The 21,189-nt window shown below is 68.1% G+C and carries 21 protein-coding genes; 13 read left to right on the top strand and 8 right to left on the bottom strand.

What is annotated here, in order from left to right:
• The first annotated feature begins 14 nt into the window (after positions 1-14).
• On the top strand, positions 15-773 hold the full coding sequence (gene phnE / locus ACQY68_RS16215; RefSeq protein WP_428152695.1) for a phosphonate ABC transporter, permease protein PhnE: 759 nt from the start codon (positions 15-17) through the stop codon (positions 771-773).
• A 35-nt stretch (positions 774-808) separates the two neighbouring features.
• A complete protein-coding gene (locus ACQY68_RS16210) occupies positions 809-1,873 on the top strand; it encodes a substrate-binding domain-containing protein (RefSeq protein ID WP_428150765.1) in 1,065 nt (354 codons plus the stop codon).
• A 178-nt stretch (positions 1,874-2,051) separates the two neighbouring features.
• Here the strand turns inward: ACQY68_RS16210 and ACQY68_RS16205 are convergent, their stop codons facing one another.
• The 3 genes from ACQY68_RS16205 to ACQY68_RS16195 form a co-directional block, all read right to left on the bottom strand.
• On the bottom strand, positions 2,052-2,735 hold the full coding sequence (locus tag ACQY68_RS16205; RefSeq protein ID WP_428150764.1) for a class I SAM-dependent methyltransferase: 684 nt from the start codon (positions 2,733-2,735) through the stop codon (positions 2,052-2,054).
• Positions 2,732-3,817: a glycosyltransferase family 4 protein gene (locus ACQY68_RS16200; RefSeq protein ID WP_428150762.1), complete on the bottom strand. Its 1,086-nt coding sequence runs from the start codon at positions 3,815-3,817 to the stop codon at positions 2,732-2,734. The genes ACQY68_RS16205 and ACQY68_RS16200 overlap by 4 nt, the downstream gene beginning before the upstream one ends.
• A 74-nt stretch (positions 3,818-3,891) precedes the next feature.
• Entirely contained in the window at positions 3,892-4,359 is a 468-nt protein-coding gene (locus tag ACQY68_RS16195; RefSeq protein ID WP_428150760.1) for an Lrp/AsnC ligand binding domain-containing protein, read from the bottom strand.
• A 109-nt stretch (positions 4,360-4,468) separates the two neighbouring features.
• On the opposite strand from ACQY68_RS16195, the gene putA reads away from it, so the two are divergent.
• Positions 4,469-7,600 (top strand): bifunctional proline dehydrogenase/L-glutamate gamma-semialdehyde dehydrogenase PutA, encoded by a 3,132-nt coding sequence (gene putA / locus ACQY68_RS16190; RefSeq protein WP_428150759.1) that lies wholly within the window; start codon positions 4,469-4,471, stop codon positions 7,598-7,600.
• Between the two features lie 43 nt (positions 7,601-7,643).
• Complete coding sequence (locus tag ACQY68_RS16185; RefSeq protein ID WP_428150758.1) at positions 7,644-8,501, top strand: FkbM family methyltransferase; 858 nt, start codon at positions 7,644-7,646, stop codon at positions 8,499-8,501.
• 3 nt (positions 8,502-8,504) lie between these two features.
• On the opposite strand, the gene ACQY68_RS16180 is transcribed toward ACQY68_RS16185, so the two are convergent.
• Together ACQY68_RS16180 and ACQY68_RS16175 are read right to left on the bottom strand one after the other, a co-directional pair.
• A complete protein-coding gene (locus ACQY68_RS16180; protein ID WP_428150756.1) occupies positions 8,505-9,425 on the bottom strand; it encodes a hydroxymethylglutaryl-CoA lyase in 921 nt (306 codons plus the stop codon).
• Complete coding sequence (locus ACQY68_RS16175) at positions 9,422-11,119, bottom strand: ArnT family glycosyltransferase (protein ID WP_428150755.1); 1,698 nt, start codon at positions 11,117-11,119, stop codon at positions 9,422-9,424. The genes ACQY68_RS16180 and ACQY68_RS16175 overlap by 4 nt, the downstream gene beginning before the upstream one ends.
• Positions 11,120-11,211: 92 nt before the next feature.
• Here ACQY68_RS16175 and ACQY68_RS16170 point away from each other — a divergent pair, with 92 nt between their 5' ends.
• Both ACQY68_RS16170 and ACQY68_RS16165 read left to right on the top strand, forming a co-directional pair.
• Positions 11,212-11,943 (top strand): glycosyltransferase family 2 protein, encoded by a 732-nt coding sequence (locus ACQY68_RS16170; RefSeq protein ID WP_428150753.1) that lies wholly within the window; start codon positions 11,212-11,214, stop codon positions 11,941-11,943.
• A gap of 92 nt (positions 11,944-12,035) precedes the next feature.
• Positions 12,036-12,461, top strand: a complete 426-nt coding sequence (locus ACQY68_RS16165; protein WP_428150752.1) for a hypothetical protein — start codon at positions 12,036-12,038, stop codon at positions 12,459-12,461.
• Positions 12,462-12,582: 121 nt separating this feature from the next.
• Here ACQY68_RS16165 and ACQY68_RS16160 read toward each other — a convergent pair whose 3' ends face one another.
• From ACQY68_RS16160 to trhA, 3 genes are all read right to left on the bottom strand, one after another.
• Positions 12,583-12,945: a hypothetical protein gene (locus tag ACQY68_RS16160; RefSeq protein WP_428150751.1), complete on the bottom strand. Its 363-nt coding sequence runs from the start codon at positions 12,943-12,945 to the stop codon at positions 12,583-12,585.
• Positions 12,942-13,601, bottom strand: a complete 660-nt coding sequence (gene phaR / locus ACQY68_RS16155) for a polyhydroxyalkanoate synthesis repressor PhaR (RefSeq protein ID WP_428150749.1) — start codon at positions 13,599-13,601, stop codon at positions 12,942-12,944. The genes ACQY68_RS16160 and phaR overlap by 4 nt, the downstream gene beginning before the upstream one ends.
• A gap of 135 nt (positions 13,602-13,736) precedes the next feature.
• Positions 13,737-14,447 (bottom strand): PAQR family membrane homeostasis protein TrhA, encoded by a 711-nt coding sequence (gene trhA / locus ACQY68_RS16150; protein ID WP_428150748.1) that lies wholly within the window; start codon positions 14,445-14,447, stop codon positions 13,737-13,739.
• A 182-nt stretch (positions 14,448-14,629) separates the two neighbouring features.
• Between trhA and ACQY68_RS16145 the strand changes: the two genes are divergently transcribed.
• The 7 genes from ACQY68_RS16145 to trpA all read left to right on the top strand — a co-directional run bounded on the left by ACQY68_RS16145 (position 14,630) and on the right by trpA (position 21,187).
• Positions 14,630-15,805: an acetyl-CoA C-acetyltransferase gene (locus ACQY68_RS16145; RefSeq protein WP_428150747.1), complete on the top strand. Its 1,176-nt coding sequence runs from the start codon at positions 14,630-14,632 to the stop codon at positions 15,803-15,805.
• 499 nt (positions 15,806-16,304) lie between these two features.
• Positions 16,305-17,207 carry a class I SAM-dependent methyltransferase gene (locus tag ACQY68_RS16140; protein ID WP_428150744.1) on the top strand — a complete coding sequence of 301 codons (903 nt, stop codon included), beginning with the start codon at positions 16,305-16,307 and terminating at the stop codon, positions 17,205-17,207.
• 34 nt (positions 17,208-17,241) lie between these two features.
• Positions 17,242-17,976, top strand: a complete 735-nt coding sequence (locus tag ACQY68_RS16135) for a pseudouridine synthase (protein ID WP_428150743.1) — start codon at positions 17,242-17,244, stop codon at positions 17,974-17,976.
• Between the two features lie 37 nt (positions 17,977-18,013).
• Positions 18,014-18,646 (top strand): phosphoribosylanthranilate isomerase, encoded by a 633-nt coding sequence (locus ACQY68_RS16130; RefSeq protein ID WP_428150742.1) that lies wholly within the window; start codon positions 18,014-18,016, stop codon positions 18,644-18,646.
• Positions 18,647-18,726: 80 nt separating this feature from the next.
• Positions 18,727-19,911: a tryptophan synthase subunit beta gene (gene trpB / locus ACQY68_RS16125; protein WP_428152694.1), complete on the top strand. Its 1,185-nt coding sequence runs from the start codon at positions 18,727-18,729 to the stop codon at positions 19,909-19,911.
• Positions 19,912-19,913: 2 nt separating this feature from the next.
• Positions 19,914-20,360 (top strand): hypothetical protein, encoded by a 447-nt coding sequence (locus ACQY68_RS16120; protein WP_428150740.1) that lies wholly within the window; start codon positions 19,914-19,916, stop codon positions 20,358-20,360.
• Positions 20,357-21,187, top strand: coding sequence for a tryptophan synthase subunit alpha (trpA, locus tag ACQY68_RS16115; RefSeq protein WP_428150738.1), 831 nt, complete (start codon positions 20,357-20,359; stop codon positions 21,185-21,187). The genes ACQY68_RS16120 and trpA overlap by 4 nt, the downstream gene beginning before the upstream one ends.
• Positions 21,188-21,189 lie beyond the last annotated feature (2 nt).

Genomic DNA, 21,189 nt, shown 5'->3' with positions numbered 1-21,189 from the left:
CCCCCCGGAAGGCTATGGGCGCCTGGGCGCTCGACATCCTGATCTGGGGCGGGGTTCTGGCCCTGCTGATCTACAGCGTCGGCGACGTCGACCTGGGCAATATCGGCAAGCTGTTCAGCAACGCCGAAAGCACGCGAACCTTCGCCAGGGAGCTGCTGAATCCAGACTTCACCGACTGGCGCGTCTTCGTCGAGAAGATGTGGGAGACGATCCAGATCGCTCTCTGGGGTACGTTCATCGCCGTGTTCGCGGCCGTCCCGATGGGGCTGGCGGCTGCGCGCAACGTGTCGCCGGTCTGGGTGGTCACGCCGGTTCGCTGGCTGATGAACCTGCTGCGCTCGATCCCTGATCTGGTGATCGGCCTGCTGTTCGTCGTGGCTGTCGGCCTCGGCCCGCTGCCCGGCGTGCTCGCGATCGCTTTGAACACAGCCGGCGTCTTGGCCAAGCTGTTCTCGGAAGCGGTCGAGTCGATCGACAAGGGGCCGGTCGAGGGCGTGCGCGCCACCGGCGCCACCAAGCTGCACGAGATCGTCTGGGGCGTGATCCCGCAGGTCGCGCCGCTGTGGACCTCGTTCGCCCTTTACCGGTTCGAGTCCAACAGCCGGTCGGCCACGGTTCTGGGTCTGATCGGGGCGGGCGGCATCGGCCAGGTGCTATTCGACCGGATGAACGCCTTCGACTTCCGCGACGTGTCCGCGATCGTGGTGGTCGTGGTCATCGCCGTGACCCTGATCGACATGCTGTCACAGGCCATGCGCAAACGTCTGCTTTAAGCGTCGCAGATTCGCTTCGCTCGAGAGACCGCCCGATGTCGTCCTTCCTGCCTCGCCGGCTTTTCGTCGCCGGAACCGCCGTCGTGGCCCTGACCGTCGCCGCTTGCGGGCAGGGCGGGGGGCAGAGGAACGGCATCTGGGCGGCGGGGTCGTCGACCGTCTTCCCGTTCGCGACCCGGGTGGCCGAGAACTTCGGGCGCAACAATCCGGAAGGCGCGCCTCCCCGTGTCGAGGCCCTGGGCACCGGCGGCGGCATCCAGGCCTTCTGCCAAGGCGTCGGCCCCTCGACCCCGGACATCGCCAACGCCTCGCGGCCGATGAAACAGTCCGAGTTCGACAAATGCGCCGGGAACGGCGTCACCGAGATCGTCGAGCTGAAGATCGGTTATGACGGGATCGTCGTGGCCACGGCGCGGACGGGCGCGAGCTTCAACTTCCAGCTTCAGGACCTGTACGAGGGTCTGGCGAAAGAGGCGCCCGGCCCGAACGGGACCTTTGTGCCGAACCCGGCCCGGACCTGGGCCGATATCAATCCGTCGCTGCCGAACCAGCGCATCCAGGTCTATGGCCCGCCGCCCACCTCGGGGACGCGCGACGCCTTCCTGGAGCTGGGCATGACGCCGGGCGCCAGGCTGATTCCGGCCGTCGCCGCCGTAGAGGACCAGGCCAAGGACCGGTTCGAGGCCCTGGCCCATACGGTGCGCGAGGACGGCGCCTGGGTCGACTCGGGCGAGAACGACAACGCCATCCTGCAGACCCTGACCCGGACGCCGGGCTCGATCGGCGTGTTCGGCTATTCCTTCCTCGAGCAGAACATGGACACGGTGAAGGCCGAGACCATCGACGGCGTCGCGCCCAGCCCGCAGACCATCGCCGACGGCACCTATCCGCTGGCCCGCAGCCTCTACATCTATGTGAAGAAGGCCCACATCGGCGTGACGCCGGGCCTGCAGGAGTTCCTGATCGAGTTCACGTCCGAGGCGGCCGTGGGGCAGGGCGGTTATCTGCAGGACCGGGGTCTGGTGCCCCTGCCGGAGGCCGAACTGGTCCAGCAACGCGCCATCGCAACGGCGCTGACGCCCATGGCGCGGCCGGAGTAGTCGAACTCGCCAAGACCGGAATTCAGAGTCCAGATCGTCCACTGAGTCCCGTTCGCGGTCTTGATGTCAAAGACCCAACCGCATCATACCACGACGCGCGGGGTATGATGGGTATAAGCCCGGATCGGTCGGAAAAGGACAGCTGGTACAGTTGGTTGTCAGATCGACGCGTGATGGGTCAGACTGTCCCGGCATCCCTTTCCGCGACGCGGGCGGCTACGGCCTCCACGGTCCAGAGCGAGACATAGTGATCCGACCAGACCGGCTCAGGCAGGCTGTAGGGCGCAGCCCTGAGGTCCAGTTCGCGCGAGGCGCCGGGGCGGAACATGTAGAGCTCCTGATTGGCAAATCCGGTGTTTGAGGTGATTAGCAGCCATCGCGATCCCGAGGCCGCCATGTTGCGCAGGGTCGCCCAGACATCGCGTTCGTAGAGGTGATTGACCAGATCCTTGGAGAAAATCAGGTCGGCGGGCGCGGGGACCTCGCTCGTGATGTCCAGGACCTCGAAGCGGCGTCCCGGATGGTCGATGCGGTTCCGGGCGATCAGGGCCTCGACAATGTCGTAGCCGACGTAGTCGATGTCCGGCCGGTCCTTCAGGAACAGATCGAACCAGTGGAAGTCGCCGCAGGGGAGGTCGGCGATCGAGCGGACCGCGAGTGCGTCGCAGGCCTTCGTCAGCGCCCGGATGGCATGGTCGACCTGGGCTGAATCGCGATCGGAGCCGGGGCCGGAAACGGATTGGCCCAGGGCCCAGCGACGGGTGCGGAAAACGGTCTCGAACCGCTGGCGATTGCTGGGATTGCGAAGACCGTAGGCCGGGACGAACCGACGCCGCAGACGTCGCAGCCAGACTTCGATCAAGCGGCGGCTCTGCGCCTGACCCGGGCAATGCGACGAAGACGGCGCCAGAAGCGGCCGCGTTCCGGCTCCGGATAGGGCTCCAGATTCTGCACGAATTGCTCGGCCGAGGCGCGCCAGCTAAACTTCTCGGCATAGGCGCGGGTGGCGGCGCGGTCGCACTTCAGCGCCTCGAGACAGGCGGTGCGCAGATCCTCGTCGATCGCGCCGGCGTTGGATCCGGGCACCAGGTCGATCGGGCCGTGGGCCGGATAGGCGGCTACGGGCGTGCCGGTGGCCATGGCTTCCAGAATCACCAGGCCGAAGGTGTCGGTCCAGCTCGGGAAGACGAAGACGTCGGCGTCGCGGAAGCATCGGGCCAGTTCCTCGCCGAACCGGGCCCCGAGGAATTTCGCCTCGGGATATTTGGCTTCGAGTTCGGCGCGGGCCGGGCCGTCGCCGACGACGATCTTCGTGCCCGGCAGGTCGGTCTCGAGGAAGGCTTCGATATTCTTCTCGACGGCGACGCGGCCGACGTTGAGGAAAAAGGGTCGGGGCCAGTCCTTGCCGCCCAGATCGGCGAAGATGCGCTCCAGATCGGGGCGGAACTGGTCGGTGTCGACGCCCCGCGTCCAGGGCGAGATGTTCTTGAACCCGTGGTCCTCGAGTTCCTTCTTCAGCGTCGGGGTGGCGACCATGAGGCGTCCCGACGGCTTGTGGAACCACTTCATGTAGGCGTAGCCGACCTGGACCGGGACCGGGAAGCGCGCCGAAATATATTCAGGGAATTTCGTGTGATAGCTGGTCGTGAAAGGCAGTTTCCACTCCACGCAGATGCGGCGGGTGGCGATGCCGATCGGGCCTTCGGTCGCGATGTGGACGGCGTCCGGCTCGATGGCGCGCAGGCGTTCGCGAATCTCTTCCTCGGCGCCCAAGGCCAGACGTATCTCGGGATAGGTCGGCGCCGCGATGGTGCGGAACTGGGAAGGCTCGATCACCTCGACCTCGTGACCCATGGCGCGGCATTCCGCGACGGTGCGGGTCAGGGTGCGGACGACGCCGTTGACCTGGGGCTCCCAGGCGTCGGTGGCCAGAACGATGCGCATTTGGGCCGTGCGGCTCCCCGCCTTGATCGAGCAGGCAGCTTTAGCGGGTCATGGCGACGAAGGCGAGACGCGTCCTACAGCGGGAGGGCCGTCGTGGACTTCACCTCTTCGAGAACGGCGTAGGTCCGGGTTTCCCGCACGCCCGGCATCCGGGTCAGCACGTCGCCGAGGAAGACGCGATAGGCGTCCATATCGCCCACCCGCGCCTTGATCAGATAGTCGAATCCGCCCGCCACCATATGGCACTCCAGCACCTCGGGCTGGCGGCGGACCATTTCGGCGAAGGCTTCGAACTGATCGCCGGTGGTTCGATCCAGCAGCACTTCCACGAAGATCATCAGGCCGCGCCCGACCTTGGCCGGGTCGATCAGGGCCGCATAGCCGGTGATGACCTGTCGGTCCCGGAGACGGCGGACCCGCTCGAAACAGGCCGCCGGGGACAGATTGCACCGGCGCGCCAGTTCTGCGTTGGATATGCGGCCGTCCTCCTGCAGCACCTTCAGGATCCGGCGGTCGACGGCGTCCAGATTTTCAACGGTCATAGGCGAGAATTTCCGAAGGATCATCGGCTGAGGCGTCGATCATACGATGCACATTCGGATGGGTCCGACATATAGGCAAGTTCATACAGGACAGGATGCTCGCTGACCCATGACGCCCCTCACCGCCTCGTCTGTCCCTTCGCTTTCCCAGGACTGGGACACGCTGGATCACGGCAAGTTCGCCGACGAACCCTCGACCGTCCGGGCCCTGCTGGCCGCCTCGCCGCTGGACGCCGCCACGCGTCAGGCGGTGGTGGACGAGGCCGTCCGCCTGGTCGAGCACGCCCGCAAGAGCCAGAAGAAGCAGGGAGTCGTCGAAAGCTTCCTGCAGGAATTTTCCCTGGGCACCCGCGAGGGTCTGGCCCTCATGTGTCTGGCCGAGGCGTTGCTGCGCACGCCGGACGAGGACACCCGCGACCGCCTGATCGCCGAAAAGATCGGCTCGGCCGACTGGGCCTCGCACCTCGGCCAGTCGGACAGCCTGTTCGTCAACGCCTCGACCTGGGGCCTGATGTTGACGGGCAAGCTGGTCGATGCCGACGAACAGGCCAAGACCGACCTGCCGGGCTTCCTGACCCGCGTGGCCGGGCGTCTGGGCGAGCCGGTGATCCGTCAGGCCGTGGCCGCCGCCGTCCGCATCATGGGCGAACAGTTCGTGGTCGGGCGCACCATCGAGGCGGCGCTGAAGCGGTCGAACCGCGAGGGCTGGCTGTGCAGCTTCGATATGCTGGGCGAGGGCGCCCGCACCGCCGCCGACGCCGAGCGGTATGAGAAGATCTACGCCGACGCCATCACCGCCGTCGGCAAGACCGCCAAAGGGCAGGGGCCCGAGGTCGGGCACGGCGTCTCGGTCAAGCTGTCGGCCCTGTCGCCGCGCTATGAGGCCACGCACGAGGGCCGGGTCTGGGACGAGCTCTATCCGCGCATCAAACGGCTGGCCCTGATCGCGGCCAAGGCGGACATCAACTTCACCATGGACGCGGAGGAGGCGGACCGGCTGGCCCTGTCGCTGAAGCTGCTGGACCGGCTGGCGCATGAGCCGGAACTGGGCGACTGGACGGGGCTGGGCCTCGCGGTGCAGGCCTATCAAAAGCGCGGACCCGAAGCGATCGCGCGGATCGCCGAACTGGCGCGGACGTCGAAGCGGCGACTGATGGTGCGTCTGGTCAAGGGCGCCTACTGGGATACCGAGATCAAGCGGGCCCAGGTCATGGGCCGGACCGACTATCCGGTGTTCACGACCAAGGCGGCGACGGACCTCAACTATCTGGTCTGCGCCCAGGCCATGATCGATGCGTCGCCGCATCTGTATGCGCAGTTCGCGACCCATAATGCCCACTCCCTGGCCGCCGTGCACGACATGGCGAAGGAGGCCGGGGTCAAGATCGAGTTCCAGCGGCTGCACGGGATGGGCGAGGCCCTGTACGACGCCGCCGCCGAGACCTTCGGGCCGATGACGGTACGCGCCTATGCTCCCGTCGGCGGGCACGAGGACCTGCTGCCCTATCTGGTGCGCCGCCTGCTGGAGAACGGGGCCAACTCGTCGTTCGTGCATGCGCTGCTGGATGAGCGGGTGCCCGCCTCCGCCGTCGCCGCCGATCCCATCGCCTCGGTCGAGGCTCACGCCGACCGCCACGCCAAGATCCCCACGCCCAAGGACATGTATATGGACCGCCAGAACTCGCTCGGCCGCGACTATTCGCAGAAGGCCGACCGCGAGCGGCACGCCGCCGCGCTGCAGAAGGTCGATGCCGAGAAGCTGACCTCGGGCCCCATCGTCGGCGGCAAGCTGATGGCCGGGACGAACGCCCAGGACGTCACCAACCCCTACGACCGGTCGCAGGTGCTGGGCCATGTGTCCGAGGCCTCGACGCAGGACATCGACGATGCGGCCAGTGCGGCGGCGAAAGCGCAGATCGCCTGGGACCGGTCGGGTGGGTCGCGCCGGGCGCCTGTGCTGCGCGCCATGGCCGATGCGCTGGAAGCCGACATGGACCGGCTGGTGGCCCTGCTGTCGCGGGAAGCCGGCAAGACGCTGAACGACGGCGTGGCCGAGGTGCGCGAAGCCGCCGACTTCTGCCGCTACTACGCCATGCTGGCCGAGAAGGATTTCGGCGGGCCGCAGGTGCTGAACGGGCCGGTCGGCGAGACCAACCGGCTGGTGCTGCATGGACGCGGCGTGTTCGCCTGCATCAGCCCGTGGAACTTCCCCCTGGCCATCTTCACCGGCCAGATCGCGGCGGCTCTGGCGGCCGGCAATGCTGTGCTGGCCAAGCCAGCCGAGCAGACGCCCCTGATCGCGGCCGAGGCGGTGCGCCTCTATCACAAGGCCGGGCTGAACCCGGACCTGCTGGCTCTGGTTCCGGGGCGCGGCGAGACGGTGGGCGCGACGCTGGTTTCGCATCCGGGCGTCGACGGCGTGGCCTTCACCGGCGGCACGGATACGGCGGCGGCGATCAACCGCTCCATCGCCGCGCGGCCGGGCACCATCATCCCCTTCATCGCCGAGACCGGTGGTCTGAACGGCATGTTCGTGGACACCACGGCCCTGCGCGAACAGGTCATCGACGACGTGATCTCGTCCGCTTTCGGATCGGCGGGTCAGCGGTGTTCGGCTCTTCGGGTTCTCTATGCGCCGAAGGATTCCGCCGACAGCCTGATCGAGGGGCTGAAGGGCGCCCTGGCGGCGCAGGTGCTGGGCGATCCTGCTGATCCGGCCTCCGACATCGGCCCGGTGATCGACCCCGAGAGCCGCAAGGCGCTCGAAGCCCACGTCGAGCGCCTGGGCAAGGACGCCAGGATCGTCGCCCGGGCCATGCTGCCCGGCGGCTCTGAGCGCGGCGACCTGTTCGCCCCGACCATCGCGGAGATTCCGACCCCGGATTATCTGGAGCGCGAGGTCTTCGGCCCGATCCTGCACGTCTATCGCTACGACCCGAAAGACCTGAAGTCGGTGGCGGGCAAGCTGGCGGCGCGGGGCTATGGTCTGACGCTTGGCGTGCACAGCCGCATCGAAGCCTTCGCCGAGGAGGTCATCGAACTGGTCCCGGCCGGCAACGTCTACATCAACCGGGGCGTAACCGGCGCCGTGGTCGGGGTCCAGCCGTTCGGCGGCGAGGGCCTGTCGGGCACGGGGCCCAAGGCGGGCGGACCCAACAGCCTGATTCGTTATGCGTCGGAAAAGGCGATCTCGAACAACATTTCGGCCCAGGGCGGAGACCCGGCGCTGCTGAACCTGTAAGCGACAGGATCAGCGTGAAGTCGGGGGGCGGCCAGTGAGTTGGATGAAGCGTATCGCGCGGGCGACCCGTCCCTGGCGTCAGGCGCTCGGCGGCGCACCGGTCGTCAACGTTCCCCCGCAGCGGTACTTCTACCTCGGCGCCGATCTGGCCCTGATGCGGCTGAATGCGGGCGCGCTGCTGTACGTCGATCCGCTGGACGAGCACGTCAGCGCCAACGTCATCGCCCACGGCCATTGGGAGAAGGGGCTGCACGAGCTGGTGCTGTCGCTGCTGGCCCCGGGCGCGCGCGTGGTCGAGGTGGGCGCCAACATCGGCTACTACACAATCAACATGGCCCTTCAGGTCGGCGCCGCGGGGCATGTCACCGCGTTCGAGGCCAATCCCCGCATGGTCGGTCTGATCGAGCGTTCGGCCCGGCTGAACGGCCTGCACGATCGCATCCGCCTGGTCGGCAAGGCGGCGATGGATGCGCCGGGCGAAGTCACCTTCGTCACCTCACGCCGGAACTCTGGCGGCGGTTTCGTCAGCATCTGGTCGCACCTGCCCTATGACGACGCCGTGCCGATCACCGTGGAGGCGGTGCGGCTGGACGACATGGACTGCGGTCGGGTCGACATGATCCGGATCGACGCCGAGGGCACCGAACCCTTCATCCTGCGTGGCGCGGCCGGGATACTGGCGGCCCATCCGGAGATCGTCGTGGTGATGGAATGGAGCGTGATCCAGATGGCGTCGCGCACCTCGGTTCCGGAGTTCGTCGACTGGCTGGCCGGGATGGGCTTCCGCTTCTGGCGGCTGGGCTACGACGGCGCGATGACGGAGGTCTCGACGGAAGGGTTGCTGACGCTGGAGCCTTGCGACATCGCGGCGTCGCGAACGCCGCCGCTGCGCTGGAGCTGAGCGTCAGATCCTGGGCCAGCCGCCTGCCCGGCTGAGGGCGCTCGGGGCCGGGCGGCCGATGGTTTCGCCGATCCAGCGGGCGGTCTGGATCAGGGCGTCGAGGTCGTAGCCGGTCGAATAGCCGGCGCGCTCCAGCATGTAGACCAAGTCCTCGGTGGCGACATTGCCCGTGGCACCCGGCGCGAAGGGGCAGCCGCCGATGCCGCCGACCGAGGCGTCAAGCACGTCGATCCCGGCTTCCACCCCTGCGTAAGCGTTGGCGACGCCGGTGTTGCGGGTGTCGTGGAAATGCAGACGCAGGACGGTGTCCGGCGCGACGGCCCGGGCGGCCTCGACCTTCTTCGTGACGCTCCACGGGTCGCCGACGCCGATGGTGTCGGCCAGACCGATCTCGGCGACGCCCAGCGCCGCCAGCTCGCCGACCAGATCGCTGACCTGACCGATCGAGACCTCGCCGTCGAAGGGGCAGCCCCAGACGCAACTGAGGGTGGCCGAGAGGGCCGGGACGGGCGTCTCGACGCCGTCGGAGTTGTGACGGCGCGCGAGGATGTCGGACAGCATGGCGACCTGATCGCGGACGGCCAGACCCTGGTTCTTCAGGCCGAAGCCGTCGGTGACGGACAGGGCGACGTTGACCTCGTCGACGCCGGTTCCGAGCGCGCGATCATAGCCCTTGCCGTTGAGGACGAGGCCGATGCGGCTGCGGCCCGGGGCGGCAGGCAGGGCGGCCATGACCTCTTCGGCGCCGGCCATCTGGGGCACCAGTTTCGGATGGACGAAGCTGACCGCCTCGATGCGCCGGGCGCCGGTGGCCTCGAGGCGCAGGACGAGGTCGGCGCGGGTGGCCGGATCGAGGATGGCCTTCTCGTTCTGCAGGCCGTCGCGGGGGCCGACCTCGACGATCTGGATCGGGCGAGGGCTCACCGGCGCGACTCCGGCTCCACGACGCGGGCGTCCGGCGGGGCGTATACGGTCAGGCGCACGTCGTCGCCGCTGGAATAGTTGTGACCCGTGACCACGCCGACGGCCCGGCCGGGGACGCCGGTCTGGGCCGTGGCCTGGCGGAAGGCCTCGTCGTCGCCGGCCTCGACGATGGCGGGACGACCCTCGGCCAAGGCGCGCGCGGCGCCGGCGGCGTCGGTCAGTTCGGTGTCGCGGCCGGTGACGAAGACGAAGCTGGGCTCATGGAAGGTGGTGATGGCGACCGGGCCCGGGGTCAGACCCTGACGCGGCGACAGGCCGTTGAGTTCGAGCATCTTCTCCAGCCGGGGGGCGATCGACAGGGGGCGCAGCTGGCGGATGGTTCCGGCCAGGGCCGCATGGGCGAAGACGCCGAAGCCGAGCGCGATGAGGACGCCGGTCACCGCCGCGCGGTTGAGCAGCAGGAATCCTCCGATCAGGGCGGCCATGGCGGCGCAGACGACGGTGATCGTGGCCCAGGTCTGGGCCGTCGAGGTGCCGAAGGCGGTCAGGCCGTAGACGGTGATGCCGCTGACCAGAATGGCGGCGAAGACGGCGAGGCCTGCGCCCGTCCAGCGCGAGATGTTGCCGATCGGCCGGGTCAGGGCGGCGGCCATCAGCAGGGCGATCGCGCCGAAGGTGGGCAATGTGTAGTGCCACAACTTGGTCGGGGCGATTTCGAAGATCAGCCAGCAGGGAACAAGCCAGCAGACGAGGAAGCGGATCGCCGGCTCGGCGCGGCGGCTCCAGCCCGTCGACAGGGCGGCGGGCAGCAACAGGGTCGCGGGGAACAGCAGCAGGGGCGCGAGGACCGCATACATGCCGGGGAAGCCGCCATGGCTTTCGGCCGCCCCGGTGACCTTGGAACCCAGGTCGTGGCCGATCGACTCGCGCCAGAAACCGCCGTCGGTGGCGATGGTGATGGCGATGGCCCACGGGCCCACGATCAGCACGAGAAGAGGCAGGCCCCAGCCCCAGCCGAGGCGCTTGAGCCAGGCCCACTGACGGTCCCACAGGCAGAGCATCAGGACGGCTGGAACGACGACCAGCAGGCCGATGGGGCCCTTGATCAGGATGGACAGGCCCAGCCCGCCCCAGAGCATCAGCTTCCACAGGCGCTGGGTCGGGTCGCCCTTGATCAGCGGGGCCACCCGGGAGGCCATATAGAGGCGTGCGAGCCCCGCCATGGCCAGTGTCACCGACCCGCACAGCATGGCGTCGGTCTTGGCTATGCCCGCCTCTGACGACAGCAGGAAGGTCGCGCCCAGCATGGCGCCGCCGAGGAAGCCGGCCCTCGCGCCGAACAATGCCGTTCCGACCCATGCGCAGGCCCAGGCGGCCAGCATCGCTCCGATGATGGACGGGATGCGGTAGGGGGCGATGTCGCGGTTCTCGACCTTCGACGTCAGGCCCACAGCCACGGCCTGCATCCAGTAGATGCCGACCGGCTTCTTCCAGCGCGGCTCGTCCTGGAAGCGGATATCGACATAGTCGCCGCTCTCCAGCATCTGCGACGTGGCCTGGGCGTAGCGGCTTTCGTCGCGGTCCAGCGGCGGCAGGAGCAGCAGGCTGGGCAATCCCGCGATCAGGGCGACGAGCGCCGCCAGAAGGGGGCCGCGCCAGCCGGCGACATATCGATCCAGGTTCGGGCGCGTCATGGGATCGTTCCTAACACGGTGATTGCGCAGGCGTCAGCGGCTCAACATCGCGACCGTGGCGCGAAGCCGGGTTTTGCGTCTAGAGAGCAGGGATGCAGAGCGCCGAGACCCCGCAAATCTCCATCGTCGTGCCGGTCCATAACGAGTCCGGGGCGGCCGGCCCGCTTGCGCGCGAGATCGCCGCGGCCTTCGGCGGACGGGCGCACGAGATCATCTTCGTCGACGACGCCAGCCGCGACACGACCTTGGCCGAATTGAAGTCCCTGATGGGCGAACTGCCGACGTTGAGGGTGCTGGCGCACACGACCAATGCGGGCCAGAGTCGGGCGGTTCGGACCGGCGTTCTGGCCGCGCGGGCGCCGATCGTGGTCACCCTGGACGGCGACGGCCAGAACCCGCCCGAAGACGCGCCGAAACTGGCCGATGCCCTGATCAGCGCTCCGCCGCAGGTCGCCCTGATCGGCGGGGTTCGTCAGAAGCGCCAGGACTCCGAGGCCAAGCTGTGGGCCTCTCGCTGGGCCAACCGCATCCGCAAGCGGTTACTGGGCGACGATGCCGACGACACGGGTTGCGGGCTGAAGGCCTTCCGCCGCGACGTCTTCCTGCGGCTTCCCTATTTCGATCACGTGCACCGCTACCTGCCGGCGCTGGTGATCCGCGAGGGCTACGAGAACCGCTACCTGCCGATCGGCCACCGCCACCGCGAGACGGGCCAATCGAAATATACGAACTGGGGGCGGCTCAAGAACTCGTTCTCGGACCTGCTGGGCGTGATGTGGCTGAAGACCCGGTCGCGCAGGCCCGGGGCCATCAGCGAGTTCTAAGTCGCCTGTTTGGCGAACCTGCGTAGCCGTATGGAGCGAACGGGAGTATCCGTCGTTGACAAGCTGCGCCGTTCCAACGCGAGAGACAGACCATGCTGATCGCCCTGCCCCTGCTCGTCATTCCGGTGATCCTCTACAACATCGTCGTGCTGTCCGGGCTGGGCGGCGGCGGTCTGGCGGCCGCCGACGAGGCGTTGCGCCAGTCGATGTTCTCGATCCCGATGGCCTCGGGCGCGAGCTGGAATGTCGGCATCGGCGACCTGATCCTGTTCCTGTCGCTGATCCTGCTGTTCTTCGAACTGCTGAAGTCGACGTCGAGCCAGAAGGTGGCGATCGTCAATCACGCCCTGTCGATGATCCTGTTCGTCATCTGCCTGGTCGAGTTCCTGCTGGTACGCGGGTTTGCGACCTCGACCTTCTTCCTGATCGTGACGATGGTCATGCTGGACGTGCTGGCCGGGTTCATCGTGACGATCATCTCGGCCCGCAAGGACCTGGATTTCGGGGCCGGCGCCTAGATCAGCGCGGCGAAGATCAGCGAGACGACGATCACGTCGAAGGTCTTGGCGGCGAAGGCGAGGGTCATGGCGGCGTCCGAAGGCGGGAGTTCGCCCCGGTCGCTGCAAGCCTCGGGCCAGATCAGAGTTCGGTCTTCCTGATCAGGCCGGCGGGCGGGCGACGGTCCTTTTCGCCCGAATATTCAGCCCCGAGATAGCTGGCGCGGGCCGCATCCATGACCGGCGGGCCGCCCTTGAGCCCTTTGCGCTGGCCGGTCTGGCCCATCATCTGGGCGGCGAAGGCGGCGGCAGGATCGAGAGGGTTGGTGTCGGCGGGGGCGGTCGACGCGGCAGGGCTTGCCGGGTCGGGAGTTTCATCGACGACCTTGCCGACCGGGACCAGTTCGCGGCTTGCGGAGCCGGCGCGGCGTTCGGCGTCGCGCCTCTGGGACTCGCGACGCTCGCGGCCCTCGACCGGTCCGACGGGGCGAACGCCGTCGGTCACGGCTTGTCAGAGCCTTGGGCGGAACCCGCGATACGGTCGATCTGGGCGCGCATCTCGTCCATCTGGCGGCGCATCTCGTCGATGGCCGGGTTTGCCGCCGGTTGTGCGGCGGGGGCGGCCTGGGCCGGAGCCTCGCCATCGGCGCGGCCATAGGCGAAGGCCGGGAACATCTTCATGGCGTTCTGGAACATGGCCATGTTCTGCTTGGCCGCCGCCTCCATGAGACCGCCGCCCATCAGTCCGGTCGCCGGGTTCGCGCCCAGGACCTTGGTCATCTGGTCGCGGAACTGCTCCTGCTGGCGGGAGAAGTTCTCGAGCGACATCTCCAGATAGGAGGGCAGGACGCCTTCCATCTGACCGCCGTAGAAGCCGATCAGCTGGCGCAGGAACTGGACCGGCAGCAGGGCCTGGCCACGGCTCTCTTCCTCGAAGATGATCTGGGTCAGGATCTGACGGGTCAGCTCCTCGTTGGTCTTGGCGTCGAAGACGACGAAATCAACGTTCTCGCGGACCATCTTGGCCAGGTCCTCAAGCGTCACGTAGGTCGAGGTCGAGGTGTTGTAGAGCCTGCGATTGGCGTACTTCTTGATGACGACGGGATCGCCTTCCTTGGCGCCGTCCTTCGTCTTTCCGCCCGGGGTGTTGCTGTCGGCCACTGCAGTGTCCTTGTTCGCATTTCTCTGGTCGTGAGATCGAACAGAAAAAGTCTGCAACTTTTCCTGATCTCACTCCGTGCGGCCGTTATCCCGCACCGCGAAGCCGCGCGCCAGTGGGCACGTGACTGTTCCGTGTCAGGCCATGTTGGGCGCGAGAACCACGCCGACCAGAACCGCCGCCCAGTGCACGCCCGCGCCCGCCACTACGAAGCCGTGCCAGATGGCGCGGCGATACTTGAGCTTTGGCGAGATGAAGAAGAAGACCCCGGCCGTGTAGATCAGGCCGCCGAGCACCAGCAGGCCGAGGGCGATGGGGTGGACGGTGTCGATCATCGGCTTGAGCGCGATCACCGCCAGCCAGCCGAACAGGACGTAGACCCCGCTCCAGAAGGCGTCGGAAATGCGCGGCGCGACCAGTTTGGCGGCCACGCCCGCGAAGGCGATGGTCCAGACCACGAGGGTGAAGCCGATGGCCCACCAGCCCTCGAACCTCTGGGTCGTGAAGGGGGTGTAGGAGCCCGCGATCATCAGGAAGATGGCCGCCTCGTCCAGCCGGCGCAGCACCGGCCGGGCCGCGCAGGGCCGGGTCAGGTTGTATATGGTCGAACAGGTCAGCATGGCGATCAGGCAGAGCGCGTAGATCGCGGTGGCGAACACCGCGCCGAAGCCCGCGTAGAAGGCCGACAGGACGGCCAGGGCGATCCCCCCGACCGCGGCCAGGGTCAGGCCGACGACATGGACCACCAGATCGGCGGTGTGTTCCGAAGGTGACTCATAGTGCTCCTCCAGATCGATCTGATCGGGAGTGCAGATGCGTCGGACGTGGCGCTTCAGCGTGTTCAGCATGGTCCCACCAAACTCGGCAATTCTGCCTGTCGTTCCCTCGATAGTGGGGGGTGAGGATGACTTTCGCCTGAACGGGGCCAGCGGGCGTGACGAAAGCGCGTGGATGCGGCAGAAACGCCACGCAAAGTTTCCAGCGGCCTAACGGGGCTCCCACCCGTTGAGGCCCGATAAAGGATGGTCCCATGACCGAAGTCGTCATCGTTTCCGCCGCCCGCACCCCGGTCGGGTCGTTTCTGGGCGCCCTGTCCAGCCTGCCCGCATCGAAACTGGGCGAGATCGCCATCAAGGCGGCGCTGGAGCGGGCGGGCGTGGCGCCGGCCGACGTCGACGAGGTGATCCTGGGTCATGTGCTGCAGGCGGCGGCCGGTCAGGGCCCGGCGCGCCAGGCTTCGATGGGGGCGGGTATTCCGAAGGAAACCCCGGCCTGGAGCCTGAACCAGATCTGCGGCTCGGGCCTGCGCGCCGTGGCGCTGGGCTCCCAGCAGATCGCCATGGGCGATGCGAAGGTCATCGTCGCCGGCGGTCAGGAGAGCATGAGCCAGGCGCCGCATGCCCAGCACCTGCGCACGGGCCACAAGATGGGCGACCTCGCCTTGACCGACACCATGATCAAGGACGGGCTGTGGGACGCCTTCAACGGCTATCACATGGGCCAGACGGCCGAGAACATCGCCGACAGGTTCCAGATCAGCCGGGCCGATCAGGACGCCTTCGCCCTGGCCAGCCAGCACAAGGCCGAGGCGGCCCAGAACGCGGGCCATTTCGATGAAGAGATCGTCCCGGTCGTGATCCCGGGTCGCAAGGGCGACGTGACCGTCGACAAGGACGAGTACATCCGTCACGGCGCGACGCTGGAGTCGATGGAGAAGCTGAAGCCGGCCTTCACGAAAGAGGGCTCGGTGACGGCGGCCAATGCCTCGGGCCTCAACGACGGGGCGGCGGCTTTGGTGTTGATGTCGGCCGATGAGGCGACGGCGCGCGGGCTCGAGCCGCTGGCGACGATCCGGTCGTGGGCGACAGCCGGCGTCGATCCGGCGGTGATGGGCACGGGCCCGATCCCGGCGTCGAGGAAGGCGCTTGCGAAGGCGGGCTGGACCGTCGCCGATCTGGACCGGGTCGAATCGAACGAGGCCTTCGCCGCCCAGAGCCTGTGCGTGCTGAAGGAACTGGGGCTGGATGCGTCCAGGGTGAACGTCAACGGCGGGGCCATCGCTATCGGGCATCCGATCGGGGCGTCGGGCGCGCGGATCCTGACGACCCTGCTGCACGAGTTGAAGCGGTCCGGCGGCAAGAAGGGTCTGGCGACCCTGTGCATCGGCGGCGGCATGGGCGTGGCCATGTGCGTGGAGCGGGTCTGACCGGACGCGAAAACACCGTCCGAAGCGTTCGTAGCGTCCGAAGCGTGCGGACCGGTGTTGGTGCGCGACTCCAGAATAGACTCGACAGAGTCGACAGAGTCGCGCTGCGGTTGGGGAAGTTCCGGACATCGGGATAGTGTGCGCCCGTTTTCAGGGGTGATGGGCAAAAGGCCTCTCGTTAGGGCCGGGCGTTGATTTCAAAGGCGTATTCGAGCGATCCGTTGATGGGTATGGGCCTCCTTTCCCTTCTCCCCTTGCGGGAGAAGGTGGCAGCCGAAGGCTGACGGATGAGGGGTCGCGCCGGCGGCTGGAGTGATGGCTAGGCGAGATCAGCGGCGGAAGCCGGTGTCACCCCTCACCCGATCGCGCCAGGACGACGGCTTCGCCGCCGTGCGCGATCTCCCCTTCGGCGGATCGCATGCGATCCGCCTGCGACCCGCAAGGGGAGAGGGGGCCGCAGAGGGAGACACCGTCTCGCCCACGGTCTATTCACCCGCCGATGACGACTTCGATCCTCCATGGCCGCCCCCCGCTTGTGTTCGATCCGCCGGGGGCGGCGACCCAGACCTCTCCGCAGATTCCCGGCTCGACCGCGCTGGAGAGCCTCGCCGACGGCTCGGTCGAGACGGCCATGGTCTATGCACCGCCAGGGGTGCTGGAGCGGCGCTATACGCTGGCGCAGACGTTGCGGGCGCTGAAGGTCGGCGGGCGGCTGGACGTCATGGCGGCCAAGGACAAGGGCGGCTCGCGGCTCAGGAAGGAGCTGGAGGCGTTCGGGCTCGAGGTCGGCGAGACGGCCAAGGCGCACCATCGGCGCTGCGTCGTGATCAAGACCGGCAAGGAGACCGGACTGGACGCGGCGATTTCGGCCGGGGCGATGCAGGTCGTACCGGGGCTGGAAGCCTGGTCGCAACCGGGCGTGTTCGCCTGGGACCGGATCGATGCAGGGTCGGCGCAGCTGGCCGCGTCCATGCCGGCTCTGAAGGGCGCAGGCGCGGATCTGGGGTGCGGCTATGGCGCGCTGGCGACGGTGGTCCTGCGGTCGGCGGCGGTGACGTCTCTGCGGCTGATCGATCTGGACCGGCGGGCGGTCGAGGCGGCGCGGAAGAACGTCGAGGACGCCCGGGCGTCGTTCGAATGGGCCGATGTGCGGACGCTCGAGGCGGCCGGCGATCTCGATTTCATCGTGTCGAACCCTCCCTTCCACGACGGCGGGGCCGAGGACCGGCGGCTGGGGCAGGCCTTCATCCGAAAGGCGGCCGAGATGCTGAAGAAGGGCGGGACCCTGTGGCTCGTGGCCAACCGGCACCTGCCCTATGAGACCGAGCTGAAAGAGGCGTTCAAGCGAGTGACGCCGATCTCGGATGGCGGCGGGTACAAGCTGTTCGAGGCGGTGAAGTGAACCGCGCTCAAGTAGCCCGACGGGCGATAGCGCAATGAAAAAAGTCCCGACCGCGCGTGTCGACAAGCTTCTGGGGTCGATGGGCTACGGCTCGCGGACCGAGATCGCGCGGCTGGGCAAGGTCGGTGGGATCGTGCTGGACGGGGTCGATCTGACCGATGTGTCGAAGCGGATCGCGGTGACGCCGGATCTGCCTGAGCGCATGCAGATCGACGGGCGGCCGCTGGATCCGCCGGCGGGTCTGGTGCTGATCCTCAACAAGCCGTTGGGCATGACCTGTTCGCACAAGGAGGACGGGGCGCTCGTGTACGACGTCCTGCCGGAGCGGTGGCGCAGGCGGGACCCGGCGATCTCGACCATCGGGCGGCTCGACAAGGAGACCAGTGGTCTGCTGCTGCTGACGGATGACGGCGATCTGCTGCATCGGGTGATTTCGCCGAAACGGCATGTGGCCAAGGTCTATCACGCCACGCTGGCGCGGCCGCTGGTCGGGACGGAGGCGGCGCTGTTCGAGGCCGGCGGTCTGGTGCTGGAGGGCGAGGACAAACCGCTGGCGCCGGCGCATCTGGAGGTGATCTCACCGACCGAGGCGCGGCTGTCGGTCACCGAGGGGCGGTACCACATGGTGCGCCGGATGTTCGCCGCCGTGGGCAACCACGTCGAGGCGCTGCATCGCGAGCGGATGGGACGGCTGGCACTGCCGGAGGATCTCGCGCCGGGGCAGTGGCGGCCGGCGACGCAGGGCGAGATCGACCTGATCTTCGCCTGAGCTTGACCCAGGTCCCCGGGCAGACCACGAGCGACGCATGACCGGTGTGAAGATCTGCGGCCTGACGACGCCCGAGACGCTGGACGTCGCGCTCGATCATGGGGCGGCGTTTGTGGGGGCGGTGATGTTCGCGCGCAGTCCCCGGAACATCACGCCGGAGGATGCGCGGCCGCTGTTCGAGTGGGCGCGGGGTCGAGCCGGGATCGTGGCGGTGACGGTGGATGCAGACGACGACCTGCTGAGCCGGATCGGGGCGCATCTGCGGCCGGACTTCGTGCAGCTGCACGGGCGCGAGACGGTGACGCGGGCGCATCAGGTGCGGACCCTGACCGGGGCAGGGATCATCAAGGTGCTGTCGGTGCGGACGGCGGAGGACCTCGAGGCTGTGGCGGACTGGGAGGATCACGTCGAGCATCTGATGTTCGATGCGAAGCCGCCGGAGGGGTCGGCCCTGCCCGGCGGCGTCGGGGCTTCGTTCGACTGGTCGATGCTGAGCGGGCGGACGTTCCGGAAGCCGTGGTTCCTGGCGGGCGGGCTGACGCCGGACAATGTGGCCGAGGCGGCGGCGATTTCGGGGGCTCCCCTGCTGGACGTGTCCTCTGGCGTCGAAAGCGCCCCGGGTGTTAAGGACGCGGCCCGGATCGCGGCCTTCCTGAAGGCCGTCGTCTGAACCCTCCGCCCGGCCGTATTTCGGGCGTACGCCTGCGTGAAAGCTGACCCGTGAACGCTATCATTCCCAACGAATACGCCATGCCGGACGCGGAGGGCCGTTTCGGCCCCTACGGCGGCCGGTTCGTGGCCGAAACCCTGATGCCGCTCGTTCTCGAGCTGAACCAGGCCTATGAGGCCTGCAAGGCGGATCCGAGCTTCCAGGCCGAGCTGGACGACTTCCTGACCCACTACGTCGGGCGGCCCAGCCCGCTGTATTTCGCCGAGCGGCTGACCGAGCACCACGGCGGGGCGAACATCTGGTTCAAGCGCGACGAGCTGAACCATACCGGCGCGCACAAGATCAACAATTGCATGGGCCAGATCCTGCTGGCCATGCGGATGGGCAAGAAGCGGATCATCGCCGAGACCGGCGCCGGTCAGCACGGCGTGGCGACGGCGACCGTCTGCGCCCGCTTCGGCCTGCAGTGCGTCGTCTACATGGGTGCGACGGACGTGGAGCGTCAGTCGCCGAACGTGTTCCGCATGAAGCTGCTGGGCGCCGAGGTGGTGCCGGTGACCTCGGGTCGCGGCACGCTGAAGGACGCGATGAACGAGGCGATGCGCGACTGGGTCACCAATGTCGAGGACACCTACTACCTGATCGGCACCGCGGCGGGGCCGCACCCGTATCCGGCCATGGTGCGCGACTTCCAGTCGGTGATCGGCAAGGAGACGCGCATCCAGATGCTGGCCCGCAAGGAGAAGCTGCCCGACGCGGTGGTCGCGGCGATCGGCGGCGGATCGAACGCCATCGGTCTGTTCCATCCGTTCATCGAGGACGCCGGGGTGCGGATGATCGGGGTCGAGGCGGCCGGGCGCGGGCTCGACGGTCCGGACCATGCGGCCTCGATCCAGGGCGGCCGGCCCGGCGTGCTGCACGGCAACCGGACCTATCTGCTGCAGGACGCCGACGGGCAGATCCTGGAAGGGCATTCGATCTCGGCGGGCCTGGACTATCCGGGCATCGGGCCGGAGCATGCCTGGCTGAACGACATCGGCCGGGCCGAGTATCGCACGGCGACCGACGTCGAGGCGCTGGAGGCGTTCCAGCTGTGCTCGAAGCTGGAGGGGATCATCCCGGCGCTGGAACCCAGCCATGCCCTGGCGCGCATCGGCGAGATCGCCGGCGAGGTCGGCAAGGGCGGCGACGTGGTGCTGAACATGTGCGGGCGGGGCGACAAGGATATCTTCGCGGTGGCGAAGCATCTGGGCGTGGAGTTGTGACGATGAAGACGATGATGATGGCGGCCGTTCTGGCCTTCGCGCCGATGACGGCGATGGCCCAGGCGACGGGCGTCGGCGTGCCGATCGAGGCGCCGGTCCTGCCGGGCGCGGCGGTCGACGCGACCTGCGGCAACCTCTACGGGCTGGCGGGCAAGGCCTTCTGCGTGACCGCGCCCCTGGCCTCCATCGGCGGGATCGCGGAGGCCTACGTCGCCCATTTCGAGGGCGAGGGCTGGATCGCGGCGGGCGGCGACGACAATCGGGTGGTCTTCGTCAAACGCCGGGACAGCGGCGGCTGCGACGGCATGCAGCTGCAGGCCTTCTATGACATCAGCCGCCCCGCGGCGCCTGAGGCTCCCGGCTATATCGCCATGGCGACCATCCCCGGCGACGTCTGCGCCGCCGCCCAGGCTGCACCGGCCGCGCCTGCGACCCCGCCGGTTCAATGACGACCGCGCGTATCGACGCCCGTTTCGCGGCGCTGAAAGCCGAGGGCCGGGCCGGGTTCGTGGCCTATGTCATGGCCGGCGATCCCACGCGCGATCAGGCGCTGGAGATCCTGCGCGGCCTGCCGGGCGCCGGGGCCGACATTATCGAACTGGGCTTCCCGTTCTCGGACCCGATGGCGGAAGGGCCTCCGATCCAGCGCGCGGCGCTGCGCGGCCTCAAGGCGGGTCTGACGCTGAAGGGCACGCTCGATCTGGCCGCCGCCTTCCGCGAGGGCGATGCGGACACGCCGCTGATCCTGATGGGCTATCTCAATCCGATCGAGAGCTACGGCTACGACGCCTTCGCGCGCGATGCAGCGGCCGCGGGCGTGGACGGCTGCATCGTCGTCGACTGTCCGCCGGAAGAGGCCGATCCGCTGAGCGATGCGCTCGATGCGGCGTCGGTGTCGCTGATCCGTCTGGCCACGCCGACCTCGGACGATGCGCGTCTGGAAGTGATCGCACGCCGCACCTCGGGCTTCGTCTACTACGTCTCCGTCGCGGGCGTAACGGGGGTCAAGGAGGCGCAGTCGGCCTCGGTCGCTCCGGCGGTCGAGCGGGTGCGCAAGGCCTCCGGTCTGCCGGTCGCGGTCGGTTTCGGGGTCAAGACGCCGGAGCGGGCGGCCGAGATCGCCCGGGTCGCGGACGCCGTGGTGGCGGGCTCGGTCCTCGTCGACGAGGTGGCGGCGGCGCTGGACGCGAACGAACCGGCGGCTCCCCGCGTTCTGTCGAAGGTGAAGGCGCTCGCCGATGCGGTACGCGGTGCGCGCGTGAAGGAAAGCGTCTAGAG

Origin of the sequence: Brevundimonas sp., assembly GCF_965278935.1 — a bacterium.
GTDB lineage: Bacteria > Pseudomonadota > Alphaproteobacteria > Caulobacterales > Caulobacteraceae > Brevundimonas.
The sequence above is the reverse complement of the archived record's forward strand: the minus strand, read 5'-3'. Positions and strand labels throughout refer to the sequence as shown.